Annotated in this window: 13 protein-coding genes; 7 read left to right on the top strand and 6 right to left on the bottom strand. The window is 38.7% G+C overall.

Translation table 11 applies throughout. The features are described from left to right. Positions 1-138 precede the first annotated feature (138 nt). Positions 139-1,269 (top strand): AAA family ATPase, encoded by a 1,131-nt coding sequence (locus tag ACT29I_RS12570; protein ID WP_430932029.1) that lies wholly within the window; start codon positions 139-141, stop codon positions 1,267-1,269. A 305-nt stretch (positions 1,270-1,574) separates the two neighbouring features. On the opposite strand, the gene ACT29I_RS12565 is transcribed toward ACT29I_RS12570, so the two are convergent. From ACT29I_RS12565 to ACT29I_RS12540, 6 genes are read right to left on the bottom strand one after another with little or no spacing between them, the layout of a single operon-like run. Continuing rightward, positions 1,575-2,915, bottom strand: coding sequence for a DUF58 domain-containing protein (locus tag ACT29I_RS12565; RefSeq protein ID WP_430932028.1), 1,341 nt, complete (start codon positions 2,913-2,915; stop codon positions 1,575-1,577). Positions 2,916-2,955: 40 nt separating this feature from the next. Next, positions 2,956-3,936: an AAA family ATPase gene (locus ACT29I_RS12560; RefSeq protein WP_430932027.1), complete on the bottom strand. Its 981-nt coding sequence runs from the start codon at positions 3,934-3,936 to the stop codon at positions 2,956-2,958. Between the two features lie 11 nt (positions 3,937-3,947). Next, positions 3,948-5,153 (bottom strand): DUF4350 domain-containing protein, encoded by a 1,206-nt coding sequence (locus ACT29I_RS12555; RefSeq protein ID WP_430932026.1) that lies wholly within the window; start codon positions 5,151-5,153, stop codon positions 3,948-3,950. A gap of 2 nt (positions 5,154-5,155) precedes the next feature. Next, positions 5,156-5,890 carry a DUF4129 domain-containing protein gene (locus ACT29I_RS12550; RefSeq protein WP_430932025.1) on the bottom strand — a complete coding sequence of 245 codons (735 nt, stop codon included), beginning with the start codon at positions 5,888-5,890 and terminating at the stop codon, positions 5,156-5,158. Then, the gene (locus tag ACT29I_RS12545) at positions 5,883-6,755 is read right to left on the bottom strand and encodes a hypothetical protein (RefSeq protein ID WP_430932024.1); all 873 of its coding nucleotides are present in this window, start codon (positions 6,753-6,755) and stop codon (positions 5,883-5,885) included. Before ACT29I_RS12545 ends, ACT29I_RS12550 begins: the two co-directional genes overlap by 8 nt. A gap of 6 nt (positions 6,756-6,761) precedes the next feature. Continuing rightward, entirely contained in the window at positions 6,762-7,757 is a 996-nt protein-coding gene (locus ACT29I_RS12540) for a stage II sporulation protein M (RefSeq protein WP_430932023.1), read from the bottom strand. Positions 7,758-7,867: 110 nt separating this feature from the next. On the opposite strand from ACT29I_RS12540, the gene ACT29I_RS12535 reads away from it, so the two are divergent. From ACT29I_RS12535 to ACT29I_RS12510, 6 genes are all read left to right on the top strand, one after another. Further along, positions 7,868-8,590, top strand: a complete 723-nt coding sequence (locus ACT29I_RS12535) for an RDD family protein (protein WP_444793592.1) — start codon at positions 7,868-7,870, stop codon at positions 8,588-8,590. Next, a complete protein-coding gene (locus ACT29I_RS12530; RefSeq protein ID WP_444793591.1) occupies positions 8,590-9,747 on the top strand; it encodes a TlpA family protein disulfide reductase in 1,158 nt (385 codons plus the stop codon). The genes ACT29I_RS12535 and ACT29I_RS12530 overlap by 1 nt, the downstream gene beginning before the upstream one ends. 54 nt (positions 9,748-9,801) lie before the next feature. Next, the gene (locus ACT29I_RS12525) at positions 9,802-10,977 is read left to right on the top strand and encodes a redoxin domain-containing protein (RefSeq protein ID WP_430932020.1); all 1,176 of its coding nucleotides are present in this window, start codon (positions 9,802-9,804) and stop codon (positions 10,975-10,977) included. A 103-nt stretch (positions 10,978-11,080) separates the two neighbouring features. Then, positions 11,081-11,833: a UDP-2,3-diacylglucosamine diphosphatase gene (locus ACT29I_RS12520; RefSeq protein WP_430932018.1), complete on the top strand. Its 753-nt coding sequence runs from the start codon at positions 11,081-11,083 to the stop codon at positions 11,831-11,833. 98 nt (positions 11,834-11,931) lie between these two features. Further along, positions 11,932-13,008 carry a 3-oxoacyl-ACP synthase III family protein gene (locus ACT29I_RS12515; RefSeq protein WP_430932017.1) on the top strand — a complete coding sequence of 359 codons (1,077 nt, stop codon included), beginning with the start codon at positions 11,932-11,934 and terminating at the stop codon, positions 13,006-13,008. A 406-nt stretch (positions 13,009-13,414) separates the two neighbouring features. After that, positions 13,415-14,707, top strand: a complete 1,293-nt coding sequence (locus ACT29I_RS12510) for a DNA recombination protein RmuC (protein WP_444793590.1) — start codon at positions 13,415-13,417, stop codon at positions 14,705-14,707. Positions 14,708-14,710: the final 3 nt, after the last annotated feature.

Raw genomic sequence — 14,710 nt, 5'->3', positions numbered from 1 at the left:
TTTCTAATGCCAGCTCTCGGTTAATCATTTCTGTATAAAACATTTTTGTTTGATACATTTTTGTTTGATACATTTTTGTTTGATACATTTTTGTTTGATACATTTTTGTTTGATATAAATAAATTATAATTTTAAAGTATGGATAAGGCAACACCATTCACATACGGAAAACTCACTAACGCGCATACCTTTGCCAACAGAACAAAGGAAATAGAACACTTGGGGTTTAATTTCAGAGGAGGAGTTAATACCATTATCATATCACCCAGGAGGTGGGGGAAATCCTCTTTGGTTGAAGAGGCAGCCCGAAGAATTAAAGACAAACACATAAAAATTGCATTCCTTGATTTGTACGACACTAAAACCGAAAAAGAATTTTATTTTCTTTTAGCAAATGAGGTTATTAAAGCTTGTACGAGTAAAGCAGAAGATTTCTTTAATAATGCAAAAGGTATTTTCAGACATCTTATCCCAAAAATTTCGTACTCCCCTGCACAAGACCAGAAGATAGATATTGAATTTAATTGGGAGCAAGTGCAAAAAAATCCATCCGAAATACTGGATATGGCAGAATCATTGGCTATAGCCAAAAATATTCGACTAGTTGTTTGTATGGATGAATTCCAGAACATTGGCTCGTTTAAAAAATCTTTGGATTTTCAGAAAAAACTCAGGGCTCATTGGCAACGACATCAACACGTAACATATTGTTTATATGGAAGCAAGCGTTCCATGCTTATCGAGTTTTTTTCGTCCTCCAGGATGCCATTCTATAAATTTGGAGATATTATCCTGTTAGAAAAGATTTCAGGCTTGGAATGGGAAAAATTTATTATCCGGAGATTTAAATCCACTCAGAAAAAGATAGGCACTCCCATCGCCAGACTTATTCACGAATATGCAGAACAGCATTCATACTATGTGCAACAATTGGCACAACAATGCTGGTTACGTACCGAAACCGTATGCACCGAGGAGATTGTAGAAAACGCATTGGAAAGCCTTATCAACCAACTAAGCCTGTTATTTCATGGAATGACCGATCTCCTGCCAACGACCCAGGTTCGTTTTTTAAACGCCCTTCTTGATAACCAAACCTCTTTGACGAGTAAAAAAGTACTTGAGAAATATCAACTTGGTACTTCCAGCAATGTAAAACGCATTAAACAAGCCTTAGTACAAAAAGAGATTATTGATATAATGGGAAAAGACATCAACATCCTTGACCCCATATACAAGCACTGGTTACGAAGGTTCTATTTTCGATAAGCCATACCGGCCTCTAAAAAGGAAAGGGCCTCTGTTCTCCTATGGATAAAGGACATCGCACCCTGTTTGGAACATCCCCGGGCTTTGACCATGGCTAGATATTAAAATGCTGTTCGCACTTCATCCCAAAATTGTCATTAGATTTCATTTAAACGCCAATTCAATGATCAAAATCTAAACAATACTACACCTGCAATATGCATTAGAAATCCTGTTACACACTTCTAATACATCATCCGGGTTAAACATAACAATGTAAGATCTTCTTTCCAGATATAAATCGGGACCGTTGATGCCGGTTGACATTACAACAATCCCCTCGATTTAATCTCCAAATACTTATTCACCGTATTAACGGTTAAATCTCCAGGGGCACTAAGAATGGCATGAATACCATATTGCTTGAGTTCGCGGACAATTAGTTTCTTGTCGAAAGTAAATTTCTCGGCTATGGTCTTCACATAAATATCTTCAATGCTCTCCGTCGTTTGCTCCGTTATTTTTGACACTTCGGTATTTTCGAAGAATACCACTACCAACAAATGGTTTTTAGCCAAACTCTGCAAAAAAGGAATTTGTCTGCGCGCAGAACCCAGGCTTTCGAAGTTGGTGTATAACATCATTAAACTACGATGATAAACCTTTCGCTTAATTTGCGCATATAACAATTCCAGATTTTGTTCTTTGAAATCGGTATCCTGATTGTACAACACCTCCATGATATGCTGCATATGTCTTCCGTTACGAGCCGCAGGAACCATAGAGTGAATGGTGTTACTAAAAGTAAAAAGTCCAGCCTTATCGTGTTTGAGCATGGCAATGTTGGAAATCACCAGTGATGTATTGATCGCGTAATCCAGCAAGGTCATCCCGTTGAAAGGCATTTTCATGGTTCGCCCCAAATCTATCAAACTAAAGACCTGCTGCGACTTTTCGTCCTGGTACTGATTCACCATTAAATGCCCTTTGCGTGCGGTGGCTTTCCAGTTAATGGTTCTGTAATCGTCACCGGTAATGTAATCCCTAATCTGGTCGAACTCCATCTGGTGTCCAATCTTTCGGATTTTCTTAACGCCAAGCTCCGTGAGCCGGTTTGAGATGGCCATTAACTCAAACTTGCGCATCTCAATGAAACTGGGATACACCTTCACCATGGCATCCTGGTTAAAAATATATCTCCTGGAGATAAAAGAAATAGGCGAGCGGGCATAAACATTTAATGCGCCAAAATGATATTCGCCCCTGTTGACCGGACTAAGCGCGTAACTGAACTTTTTCTCCTGTCCGGAAACCAATATAAACTTCTCGTTAAAATCCCTTTCCTGAAATTGAAAAGGCAACTCATCGATAAGCGTAACAGAAACCCTAAAATTAAAGTTGCTTTTAAAAGTAAGCTCTACCTTATTTGCGTCACCATTTGAAAATCTTTCCGGCAGTTCCCTAAAGGCTTTAATCCTGGTTGAACTTTTACCTGCATACATGAGTAAACTATCCACAATGAGCAGTAAAGCAAAAAGGAAGAATGCTAATTGCCCCACCACAAATATCATTTGGTAATACTGTCCCAAAATCATTAGCACCATAATAAGTGCCAATGAGGCAAAGAATCGTTTTGTGATAAAAAGGGACTTCCAGAATTTACGCATTACCACCTTAATTAGATATTAAAAACTGATTGGACTTTGCTTACCTGGGTATTTCAACAGAATCCACAATTTGTTGAATTACGGCATTGGTCTTTACTCCTTCCATTTCCTTTTCGGGAGTTAGGATAACACGATGTGTCAATACAGGTGTAATTACAAACTTAATGTCTTCAGGAGTCACAAAATCACGTGCTTCTATAGCCGCATATGCTTTGGCCGCATTCAAAATAGCAAGCGAAGCCCTCGGGCTTCCTCCTAAAAACAGGGCATTTGATTTACGGGTCTTCTCAACAACCTGGGCAATATACCGGATCAGGTTAGGTTCCACCAACACTTTTCTTACCAATTCCTGCAAAGCCACCATCTGATCTGCCGAAATTACCGCATTCACCAGCGACAGTTCTGCTGTATTTGCACGTTCTTGTGCATTGCTTAATATTTGTACCTCCTCTGCTAATGATGGATAATCCAGTTCAATCTTAAACAAGAAACGGTCCAGCTGAGCCTCAGGCAAACGGTAAGTACCTTCGTGCTCCACCGGGTTTTGCGTTGCAAACACGATAAACGGCGCTTCCATCTTTCTGCATTCTCCATCAACGGTTACCTGACGTTCTTCCATTACCTCGAACAGGGCTGCCTGTGTTTTTGCGGGCGCACGGTTGATTTCATCTATCAAAATCAAATTTGAAAAGATGGGGCCTTGTTTGAATTCAAACTCCGATTTCCCCATATTAAAAATGGTGGTTCCCAAAACATCCGAGGGCATCAGGTCTGGCGTAAACTGGATTCGTTTAAACCCTGAAGATATGCATCTGGCCATTAATTTGGAAAGCATGGTTTTTGCCACGCCGGGAACACCTTCCAATAAAATATGACCATTGGCCAACAAGGCGGTTAACATCAAGTCAATGATTTTTTCCTGCCCAACGATAACTTTTGCTATCTCGTTTTTTATTTGAAATGCGGCACGGTTTAATTCCTCCAGATCAAGTCTGTTTTCAAATGGTGTTTGGTCTTGCATATTTTGAGTCTTTATTTTTTTGTAGTCCTACATTTATCGTAGAAAAATTCAATTTTCTTATTAAACTGCTCTAAATCCTCTTCCGAAATACTTTTAACCTGCTGCAGTTTTACCGCAATATCAAAAAGCTGTTTTACGGTTCTGATTGGCACCTCACATTTTTCGGCTATCGCATCGTACAATTCGGAATTTATATTAGCCGTATCGATGTAATATTTTGTTCGTAGAAACTCCAGAAAATAGGTATACTTCTTTTTTGCGATATCGAGATGGTCCCTTTTCCTGAAATACAACCGGCCTATGGTTTCAATAAAGGTAAGGGTAGTATTTTCAGGAGCGTTAATGATGGGTATCATCCGCTGTTGACGTTTAGCCGCAAAAACCATGTAGATGAGAATCCCGAAAAACATAATATACCAGGCATATCGCAACGCTTTTTGCGAGAGTATGTATCTAAACTCCGATCCTGAGATTGGCGCATCCTGCTTGTAAAACTCGTCCCAAATAACCTCTGCTCCGGGAAGGTAGGACAAACATTTAAAGACGTATTCGTAGTTCTCTCCAATCAACAAATTATAATTGGTAAATGCCAATGGGTTGGTATTGATAAAGAAGTTTCCTGCTCCATATTTTATTTTAATAAAATTGGTTTTAGCTTTTTCCCCCAATCCGAGTACAGTTGTTTTTAGTGTGTCGTACGATTGAAAATAAGCTCTGTGGTAAGCTCTTTTGTAATGGTATCCCCATGGGGATTTAAGTTTTGGGTTTACCAGGTTTAACTGAATGGAATCCTGTTGCATTAATCTAAACGAAAAATCCTCATCCATCTTAAATCCTAGGGTATCTTTTACTTGTTCGGAAAACTCTACCGCAGCTATAAATATATTATTACCGGATTCAACAACATTCAACATTTTTCCCAAATCAAATTTGTCCGGTTCAAACGAATCGTTGATATAAATGATTCCCGCACCCTCAAGGCGCCTGTCCTTTAAAAAATTATAGATGGGCGTATGAGCTGTTTTAATATCCTCTTTGGCAAACAGCTGCTCCAATTCATCAAACAAGATACTGTTACCAAACGGAATTTTATCATCTTTTGAAAAACTAAGGCTCCAATCTATCTGGCCGGGCGAAATTATCAGAACCATTAAATACAACATAAAGGCAGCTGTAACTCCAAAAACCAGATATTTGTTATGTATACCTTTTCCCATGGTTAAGCCGAAATTTTTCCTTTTTGAATGAGTCGTTCAAACGCATCAAACTCTGAGCGAACGAACCCAAACTTTTCTGCCTCTACACTAAATTGGCCATACCAGATATATTCGTAGCTTATTACCAATCTTTTAAACAATTTTTTGTGTTCGCCCGACTTTAACTCGTAATAATATTCCTTATTGGTTTTCCAGGGTTTCCATTCAATCAAATCCGAACTATCCAAATGTCTTAAACTTAAAAGGTACATTACCCTTACCGCCTCGCGATAGGCCTTGTTTTTTATGGCCACATCTAAAACTTTTTCCAGATTTTCGTTGTAAATATCATCATCCCCCTGTTTAAAACTGAGGTTTTGAACTTTACTGTCTCCGGTAAAGATAAACAAGCTAGAAATTTTAATGCCCAATAGTTTTAAAATCACAAACAGCAATATTAAAACAGCCATTCCCATCAGCACATATAAAAAGGCCTTACCATTTAACCCACTGCGTAAAATCTTCGACCAGAACCATCGCTTGAATTTTTCCCACCAGGTTTCAGGTTTCTCGTACCTGTCATAAACATATTGGGGCATTCGCTTATACGCTTCCATTTTGTCGATGGATGCAGGCCTGTAATCCACATGCGACCTATCCCAAGCCTCCACTTTGGCAGAATCCTGGGCATTGGCATCCTTCCCAATTAAAGTAAGTAGGATTAAAAATAGAATTGTATAACGCGATTTGCTATTCATCTTTGACTTCCGGCTCTTCGTTAATTTTGTCAATCTTGCCCAATAATGACAAGTTATCCTTATGTTCTACCAGGCTGTAATATTGAAACGAGATAACAATGGAGGGAAGTGGTGTTACAATCGCGGTTCCGATGGTGGATATAACGGTGGTAATCATAAAAGGTATGGAAACGCCCGTCATGTTTTCCTCCAAAACACTTTGAGCTCCGGCAATTATACCGGCGGGAACACCAAAAACAGCACTCAATACAAACATGATAATAGATGCAATGATTAATAATCCGAATGTTTGCCACCAGTGATCTTTCACCAAATAAAAACATCTTGATAAAGTATTTCCAAACCCTTCGTTTTCTGCTGTTTTAACGATTAAGATTAAGGACAATGGCACCATCACATATATACCTGGAACAATCAATGCAATAAAGGCAACAATAACTACCAAAACCGAAATGATATTAAATCCGATATATGCGGCAAATAACGAAGTGAATTTATTCCAAACTTCCTTAACCTCAACATTTCCCGCCCCCCTTTCTACATAGAGAACAACATAACAATAGGCCAATCCAGTCAAGAATATTTGTACAATAAGATTAATCATATTAAACATAATCGCTTTGCCGGGCATCGTACGCACAAACTCCTCTGACGCAGATGGATTCCCAATATTATTCAGGAAATTAGTTAATGTAGTATCTACATAAATACCACTTAATATGGCTTGAATAAGCACGGGGATACCCGCATACAAAAGCAATGCATACCCCAGGACTTTATATTCCTGTCTAATAAACGCAAACGTGGCATTTAAAACGTCGCTAAAATCTCTTTTTCTCCTTAATTCTACTTTCTCGTCAAACATATATTCTTATTTAATTTGTTTGGATTTTAAATGGTGAGCTTCCTTTGTAAATCTTTTAAAAACCAAATTTGGGTATCTGAAGAAATACCAAATGATAAATGACAACGAACCCAATATGATGATTAAATTAATGCTAAGTGGCATGTTATCATAATGCCTGGTAACAAAACTCTCTAAAAATCCAGCTACCAAAAAAATGGGCACCAACCCAATCATAATTTTCACGCCTCTCCGCACTCCGATACCCAGGGCAGTAATTCGGGGGAGGGTTCCGGGAAACAAAAAACTATTCCCTAAAATAATTCCGGCTCCCCCTGCAATCACAATTCCCGGAAGCTCCAACGCTCCGTGAATATAAATAGCTAAGGAAGAAACAGAGAACAGCTGCTTTTGATAAAAAAATGCCTGAAACGCTCCTACCATGATACCGTTTTGCACCAGAACAAAACCAACGCCAAGCGAGGTAAGCATACCAAAAACAAAAACCACGAACGAAACCCAAATATTATTGGATGTGATGGCTAAAAACATTTCAAACTCTCCCATGGTCCCATAGATACCCATTGGGTCACCTTTTTCAATATTGTCGAGAGTAGTGTTCACATAGGTATCCCCTAAAATCAGCCGAACAAAACCATCGTCATTTAAGGCAGAAACTGCACCAAGCGTTCCGGCTATTAAAAAAATAACCAAGGATATAAGGAAGTACTTTCGACTGTGATAAAATTCCAACGGAAGTTCCGTCAACCAGAAAGTTTTAAAACGACTCGACTTCTCCTTCTTGTTTTTGTATATCTCCTGGTGTGTTTTTACCGTTAATGAATTGAGATATGAAATCGTTCCTGACTTTGGAAAGAACGTTCTCGCATATGCCAAATCGTCGGTCAATTGTATAAACTGGTCGGCAAGCTCGTCCGGGTTCAATTTATCGCCCTTCTTCATGTTTTCCTCAAAACTTTGCCAGCGCGACTTATTGCGGTTAATAAAGGTTATTTCTTTCACGACAAGTTAAGCTCAATTAAAAATAGGACGTATTAATGATTCAAATATAAGTAATAGAAGTAAATTTGTTACATTTGATTTCCGTTTATTTAACAATTTAAACTGTATTCATGGAGTACGTAAGTGTTTCCACTACTCAAAATATTGATTTGGAATATAGGATGGCAGGCATAGGCGATCGTATATTGGCTTTTGGTTTTGACCTTTTGGTATTAAGTTCATGGGCAATCCTATGGTTGATTGTTTTTTCGCAAACCGGAGGCCTTCAATTGTGGCAGATTATTTTTGTATTACCCATTATGTTCTACAGTTTACTTTCCGAGTTGTTTTTAAATGGCCAAACATTTGGTAAAATGGTACTCAAAATAAGGGTGGCTAAACTCGATGGCTCCGAACTAACCTTGGGCACCTGTCTTATAAGATGGATTATGCGTATAATTGACATATGGCTATTGTCGGGTGCTGTGGCGGTACTTGCCATTTTGGTAAGTAATAAATCCCAACGTTTAGGCGATTTGGCCACAGGCACTTCCGTGGTTAAAACTTCGCACAAAAATCTATTTGAAGAAACCACATACATCGAAGTGCCCAAAGATTACACAACCGTTTATCCACAATCGAGTCGGTTGAGCGATGAAGATGCTGCCACTATCAAAGAAGTATTGAATTTTGTGGAGGCGAAAAACGATACCGGTACTGATGTTGAATACCATCCTATGCAACTTAAATTGCAGAATGCACTGAAACAAAAGTTAGAGATACGGGATATTAACGGATCGGCTAAAACATTTTTAGAAGACTTGTTGAAAGATTTTAACCATTTACACAGATAATGAAAACCTTTACATATATACTCGCGTGCTTACTGTTTGTGATTACCTCTTGTTCTGAGAAAAAGGTAAAGCAAATTCCTTTAATTGAAGGACACATATCCAATTACAACGGAAATAAAGTTTTTCTGTTTAAGGATGGAGCTGCTGATGTAGCATTAGATACTGCTGATGTAGATTCGGAAGGCGTATTTTCTGTTTCCAAACAAAGTATTAAAACAATAGGTTTCTTTTACTTACAGTTTCAGGATGGGGGCAAGATTAATTTTTTCCTCAAACCAACCGACTATGTTTATTTACAAGTTGATGCTAACAACCTGCTGGAATCTTGTAAAAGCAACAATTCAAAACTTTTGATGAGTTACTGGGAACTGGAGAAAATAAATCATGAATTTAACTCTAAACTTAAAAAACTTTCGGAGGAATTTAGTTATATGGAGGGACAGGCACTGAACGACTCCCTGTATCAAAACCTTTACCGCAGAAAGGATATACTTATTAAAGACCTAAGAAACAAAAGCTTGAGAATTGCAAAGGAGGCTAATTCTCCTATCATTGACTTTTTAATGTTAAACCAAAAAGCAGGCAACAATTCTCTTTTTTCCCTTGAGTCCGACTTACAATTATTCGTAGATAATGCAGAACAATTAACCAGCGATGAGCAACTTAAAAAACTTTTTGCAGAGTACGATAAAAAAATCATGCAAACCTACGCTTTAATCCGGGCAGAAGGACATTATCATAAAGGAAACAAGTTTCCCGAACTGAGAGCGCGAACCAATTGGAATGAGATCGTTACACTAAAGGATATGAACGGAAAACCTACCCACATCATCTTTTGGTCGGGCCATGACTTGATGGACGATGCCAAACTGAAACAAACCAAAAGTATGATGTATCGCTATGGCTCCCAAGGATTAAAAACCGTAATGGTAGCCTACACCAAAAACAAAAAAAATTGGCTGGCCCATATTAAAAAACACAGACTCCCTTATTGGCACTTGATTGATACCATGTCGGTACATTCTTTAGATTTAGTTGAAACCGGTGTACGGTCCCTCCCATGCAACTTTGTTGTTGACAGTGCCGGAACTATCATAAACAGGGACATTTGGGGAGATGAGCTCGAGCTGACCATACGTAGCAATATCAAAAAATAATGATATCTTTGGGCGACCAAAAACTCAAGGACAATTCAAAACACTAATTGACAAATGAATACATCTCGAATCATACTTTTTTTAGGGTTTATACTCTTAGCGACGGCCTGTTCAAATAAAGACCAATTAAAGGTCAGCGGTAAAATTAATGGTGCCGAAGGAAAAACACTCTATTTTCAGCAACTAAATTTAGACGGAACCGTTGATTTGGATTCTATCAAACTCAAGGCAAATGGAAACTTTAAATTTTCGATTCCTCGCCTTGAATACCCCAGATTCCTTTTGTTAAAATTAGCGGACAACAACTTAATAACCCTGTTAGCGGATTCAACAGAAAAAATTGAAGTGACAGCGGAAAGTTCAAATTTAGCGGAAAGCTACAATGTTAAGAATTCAATGGGATCGTCGTATGTTAAAACGCTTAATCGTAAATTGGAGAATACGAAAAACGATATCGACAGTTTAGTTACTGTATTCAACAGCCTTCCCGAAACAGAAGAAGATGATAGAAAAAAGATTAGAGATGAAATGATTGAAATAGTAGACAAGCAAAAGGACTTTATCTTTGACTTTGTGATGACGAACTCTCGCTCCTTCGCTAGTTACTATGCTGTATTCCAACGCTTTGACGATGGAAGCCTTATTTTGAACCCTAATGAAAAAAAGGATTTGAATATATTTACTACTGTTGCCACCAGCCTTGATCTCTTGTATCCGGAATCACCAAGGGTTCAGCAATTAAAACAGTTTGTATTGAGCATTCAAAAAGAACAACGCACACAAGCGTTTACAGAGAAGCTAATGGCGGAAGGAAAAACTTTAGCATCGGTACCCGATATTGAGGAAGAAAACCTTAATGGTAAAAAAATAAAGCTTTCATCCCTGAACGGGAAAATGGTATTGCTGTCATTTTGGGCATCGTGGGACGCTAAATCCAGAATGGAGAACAAACGATTATTGAAAATATACAATAAGTACAAGCCTAAAGGCTTTGAGGTATACCAAGTATCTCTTGATAAAAGCAAATTGCTTTGGGAAGCTGCCGTCGAACAAGACAAACTTCCGTGGATAAATGTGAGTGACCTCAAATACACCAGCTCATATCCCGCTCGATTATACAACGTTCGGCAACTGCCGGCGAATTACCTGATCAGTAAAGAAGGTGAAATTATTGGTAAAGACTTATTTGGGAGAATTTTGGATGAGAAACTGGATGACTTACTTAACTAAATAACTTCAATAGAATATATTAAAGGGAAATTCGAACAGATTTTCCCTTTTTTGATATAATAAATCTAATATCTTTGTGCGTTTGTTTATGAAATAGATACAGTTGAAAAAAGGGGAAAAGATATATTTTGCATCGGATGTTCACTTGGGTGCTCCATCCATAAAAGATGGTAAAAAACACGAAAAGGTGTTTGTTGATTGGTTAGACTCCATAAAAGAAGACGCTGCAGAATTATATTTGCTTGGAGATATTTTTGACTTTTGGTTTGAGTATCAACATGTCGTTCCCAGAGGTTTCAGCCGGTTTTTGGGTAAAATATGCGAGTTTACCGATAAAGGTATACCTGTTCATTTTTTTACGGGTAACCACGATATCTGGGTTTTCGATTATCTTCCCAAAGAAACCGGAATGATAATCCATCGCGACCCTTTTAAAACCAAGCTTAACGGCAAAACATTCTATTTGGCCCACGGTGATGGTCTTGGTCCTTACGATAAGGCATACAATAGATTAAAATGGGTTTTTACCAATAAGTTTTTACAATGGATGTTTGCTCGAATCCACCCTAATTTTGCGGTTGGATTTGCCCGTAAATGGTCCAAACAGAGCAGATTGAAAAATGAAAACTCCAATGAGTCACAATTTCTGGGCGAAGACAAAGAATATTTGATGCTTCATGCCAGGGATGTTTTAGAAAAAGAACACTTCGATTACTTTGTATTTGGACACAGACACATCGCTCTGCACAAAGATTTTATGGATAACAGTCAGTTCGTATATCTTGGCGATTGGGTAAACCACAGGTCGTATGGCGTTTGGGACGGCACAAAGTTTGAGTTGAAGTTTTTACAATAGTAGTATATATATCATGGTACGAGTGCCATGATATATATACAGGCAGTTTTTTGGGTAAATAAATTGCTGCAGATATACAATAGCAAAAATCGAAAATAATGAAAATTTATGCTGTCGCTACCGGCACGGGCTCTTATATCCCCCCGGTAGTGGTAAAAAACATTGATTTTGCCAGTCAACTGTTTTTAAATAGTGATGGCACAAAAATCGAAACTCCGGGAGAGGAAATTGTTCAAAAATTCGAACAGATTACTGACATTGTTGAGCGGAGATGCACGGATCAAAAACATGTTACATCAGACATAGCGACCTTCGCAGCGAAAAATGCTTTGGAGGCTGCCGGTTTTGATGGCGAAAAACTTGACTACATTATTGTTGCCCATAACCTGGGCGATATAAAACACGGCAGCCACTTTCCTGATACACTGCCGACCTTAGCTTCGAGAGTTAAGCAAAAGCTGAAGATAAAAAACCCAAGGACTATTGCATACGACATTACATTTGGCTGCCCGGGCTGGACACAAGCCATGATTCAGGCCAAATATTTTATTGAATCGGGTGATGCAAAAAGTGCCTTGGTTATTGGTGCCGACACTTTAAGCAGAATGATGGATCCCCACGACAGGGACTCCATGATTTTTGCCGACGGAGCGGGAGCTGCTCTTCTCGAGGCCGTTGAAAGCGAGGAGCCCGTGGGGATTCTCAAACATTCTGCCAGAACAGATACCGAAGAGCATCTGGATTTGCTTCAAATGGGAAATTCATACAACCCCGATCTTGAAGACGACCACATGTACCTTAAAATGCACGGGCGAAGATTATATAACTATGCACTCACCAACGTTCCCTTGTTGGCAAAGGAATGTTTGGATGCTAACAATTTAACTTTAACCGATGTTAAAAAGATTCTTATCCATCAGGCCAACGCAAAAATGGACGAAGCGATACTCAAACGCATTTATCGTTTATATGGCGAACGTAACGTGGATTACGATATTATGCCCATGACCATTAAAACATTGGGGAATAGCTCTGTGGCCACCGTACCAACTTTGTTCGACCTTATTGTTAAAGGTAAGCTAAACGGACAAAAATTAGAAAGTGGCGATTATGTGATGATGACCTCGGTTGGTGCCGGCATGAACATCAACGCATATATGTATAAGATGCCTTAGTGATTGATTAGCAGTGATCCGTTATTTATATGTCGAAGATGGGAATCGAGCCTTGAGGGGTGAGGTTTAATAGCCTGGGGCAAAACGTGGCAGAGCCCTAGGTTAGTAATGTAAATCAAACTGACGCATCACCGGTTTGAATAAATAGGCTAAGTTTCGTTATATCGCAATTTAGTAAATCATCCAGCAAAGAACCATTTTTCCCATCAATGGTTGCTCAAACCTTAGAGACATTTTTTATGGAAAATTTCAAAGGAACTAATACTAGTTATACATCAAAATGATTGATAAGACTTTTTGCCTATAATACCCCTTTGACAAAAAAAGTAGGTTTATTTTTTTAGGTATAATGCAATAAAAAACGTAAGGGTATTCATAGTTGAATATCCTTTTTTAATTTTGAATTATGGATTTACTTCAAATTACAATAGGGTTTACCGTTGGCTCATTCCTTGTTTCTGTTGTCAGCTTCATATTTTTCCATTCAAAAAAATCCGAAAACAAGATACAATCCATACGCCTGGAACTTGAGAACGAACAGTTCTCCAAAATCAATACCGAATTACAAGAACAATTGACAAGCGTGCAAAACGAACTTGTTCAGGCTAAATTACATGTTGCGGCAGTCGATACGGAGAACTCGAATCTTATTAAAACCAATAACGAAAAAGCTAAAGAGTTACAAGAGTTGCAGGAGAAACTTACACTTGAGTTTGAAAACATAGCCAATCGCGTGCTTAGCCACAGGAGCAAAGAGATCAGTGAGCAAAACCATCAAAAACTTTCTGACCTTTTGTCTCCGCTAAAAGAAAAGATAATCCAATTCGAGAAGAAAGTTGAAGATACCTACGATAAGGAAGTAAGGGACAAACTAAGCTTGCAGGCTGAGGTGAAACGCTTATTTGATCTGAACCATAAAATAAGTGAAGAAGCCGGTAATCTAACCCGTGCCCTGAAGGGGGATGTAAAAAAAATGGGAAATTGGGGCGAAATGATTTTGGAACGCGTTCTAGAGCAATCGGGACTCACCAAAGGGCGGGAATACAGAAGGGAAGTTCTTGGCAAAAATTCTGAAGGACAATCCATACGACCCGACGTAATTATAGACTTACCCGAGAACAAACATCTCATTATTGACTCCAAGCTGTCACTCACAGCATACGACGAATACGTTAATGCCAGTGCAAAGGAAGAACAGGAACATGCTATTAAAAGACACAAAACAAGCCTTAGGGAGCACATAAAAGGTTTGCATGAGAAAAATTACGCATCGGCAACCCATATAAACTCACCTGATTTTGTTTTGATGTTTATTCCTGTTGAGGCCTCTTTTGCGGTAGCCATTGAAGCAGACAAAGATTTGTTCACATTTGCCTGGGACCGGAAAATAGTTCCGGTTAGCCCATCTACATTATTGGCTACCCTTAAAACGATCTCGTCCATCTGGAAACAGGAAAATCAGACGAAAAATGCCCAGGAAATCGCCGAGCAAAGCGGGGCTTTGTATGACAAGCTGGTTAACTTTTTAACCGACCTGGATAAGATAGGCCAAAATATCCATCAGCTGCAAAACAATTACTCCGCATCCATGCTGAAACTGCAAAATGGCCGGGGCAACCTGATTTCAAAGGCCGAAAAAATAAAGGAATTAGGGGCCAAAAACAACAAAAGCATCCCTGATAAATTTATACACGATTAAATG

It is taken from the genome of Saccharicrinis sp. GN24d3 (genome assembly GCF_052400645.1).
In the GTDB taxonomy this organism is placed as follows: domain Bacteria; phylum Bacteroidota; class Bacteroidia; order Bacteroidales; family Marinilabiliaceae; genus Saccharicrinis.
The sequence above is the reverse complement of the archived record's forward strand: the minus strand, read 5'-3'. Positions and strand labels throughout refer to the sequence as shown.

Bases quoted from the DNA above. Each gene is read 5' to 3' on its own strand.
- ACT29I_RS12570 (WP_430932029.1), top strand. From the start codon at position 139: ATGGATAAGGCAACACCATTCACATACGGAAAACTCACTAACGCGCAT.
- ACT29I_RS12565 (WP_430932028.1), bottom strand. From the start codon at position 2,915: ATGCGTAAATTCTGGAAGTCCCTTTTTATCACAAAACGATTCTTTGCC.
- ACT29I_RS12560 (WP_430932027.1), bottom strand. From the start codon at position 3,936: ATGCAAGACCAAACACCATTTGAAAACAGACTTGATCTGGAGGAATTA.
- ACT29I_RS12555 (WP_430932026.1), bottom strand. From the start codon at position 5,153: ATGGGAAAAGGTATACATAACAAATATCTGGTTTTTGGAGTTACAGCT.
- ACT29I_RS12550 (WP_430932025.1), bottom strand. From the start codon at position 5,890: ATGAATAGCAAATCGCGTTATACAATTCTATTTTTAATCCTACTTACT.
- ACT29I_RS12545 (WP_430932024.1), bottom strand. From the start codon at position 6,755: ATGTTTGACGAGAAAGTAGAATTAAGGAGAAAAAGAGATTTTAGCGAC.
- ACT29I_RS12535 (WP_444793592.1), top strand. From the start codon at position 7,868: ATGGAGTACGTAAGTGTTTCCACTACTCAAAATATTGATTTGGAATAT.
- ACT29I_RS12530 (WP_444793591.1), top strand. From the start codon at position 8,590: ATGAAAACCTTTACATATATACTCGCGTGCTTACTGTTTGTGATTACC.
- ACT29I_RS12525 (WP_430932020.1), top strand. From the start codon at position 9,802: ATGAATACATCTCGAATCATACTTTTTTTAGGGTTTATACTCTTAGCG.
- ACT29I_RS12515 (WP_430932017.1), top strand. From the start codon at position 11,932: ATGAAAATTTATGCTGTCGCTACCGGCACGGGCTCTTATATCCCCCCG.
- ACT29I_RS12510 (WP_444793590.1), top strand. From the start codon at position 13,415: ATGGATTTACTTCAAATTACAATAGGGTTTACCGTTGGCTCATTCCTT.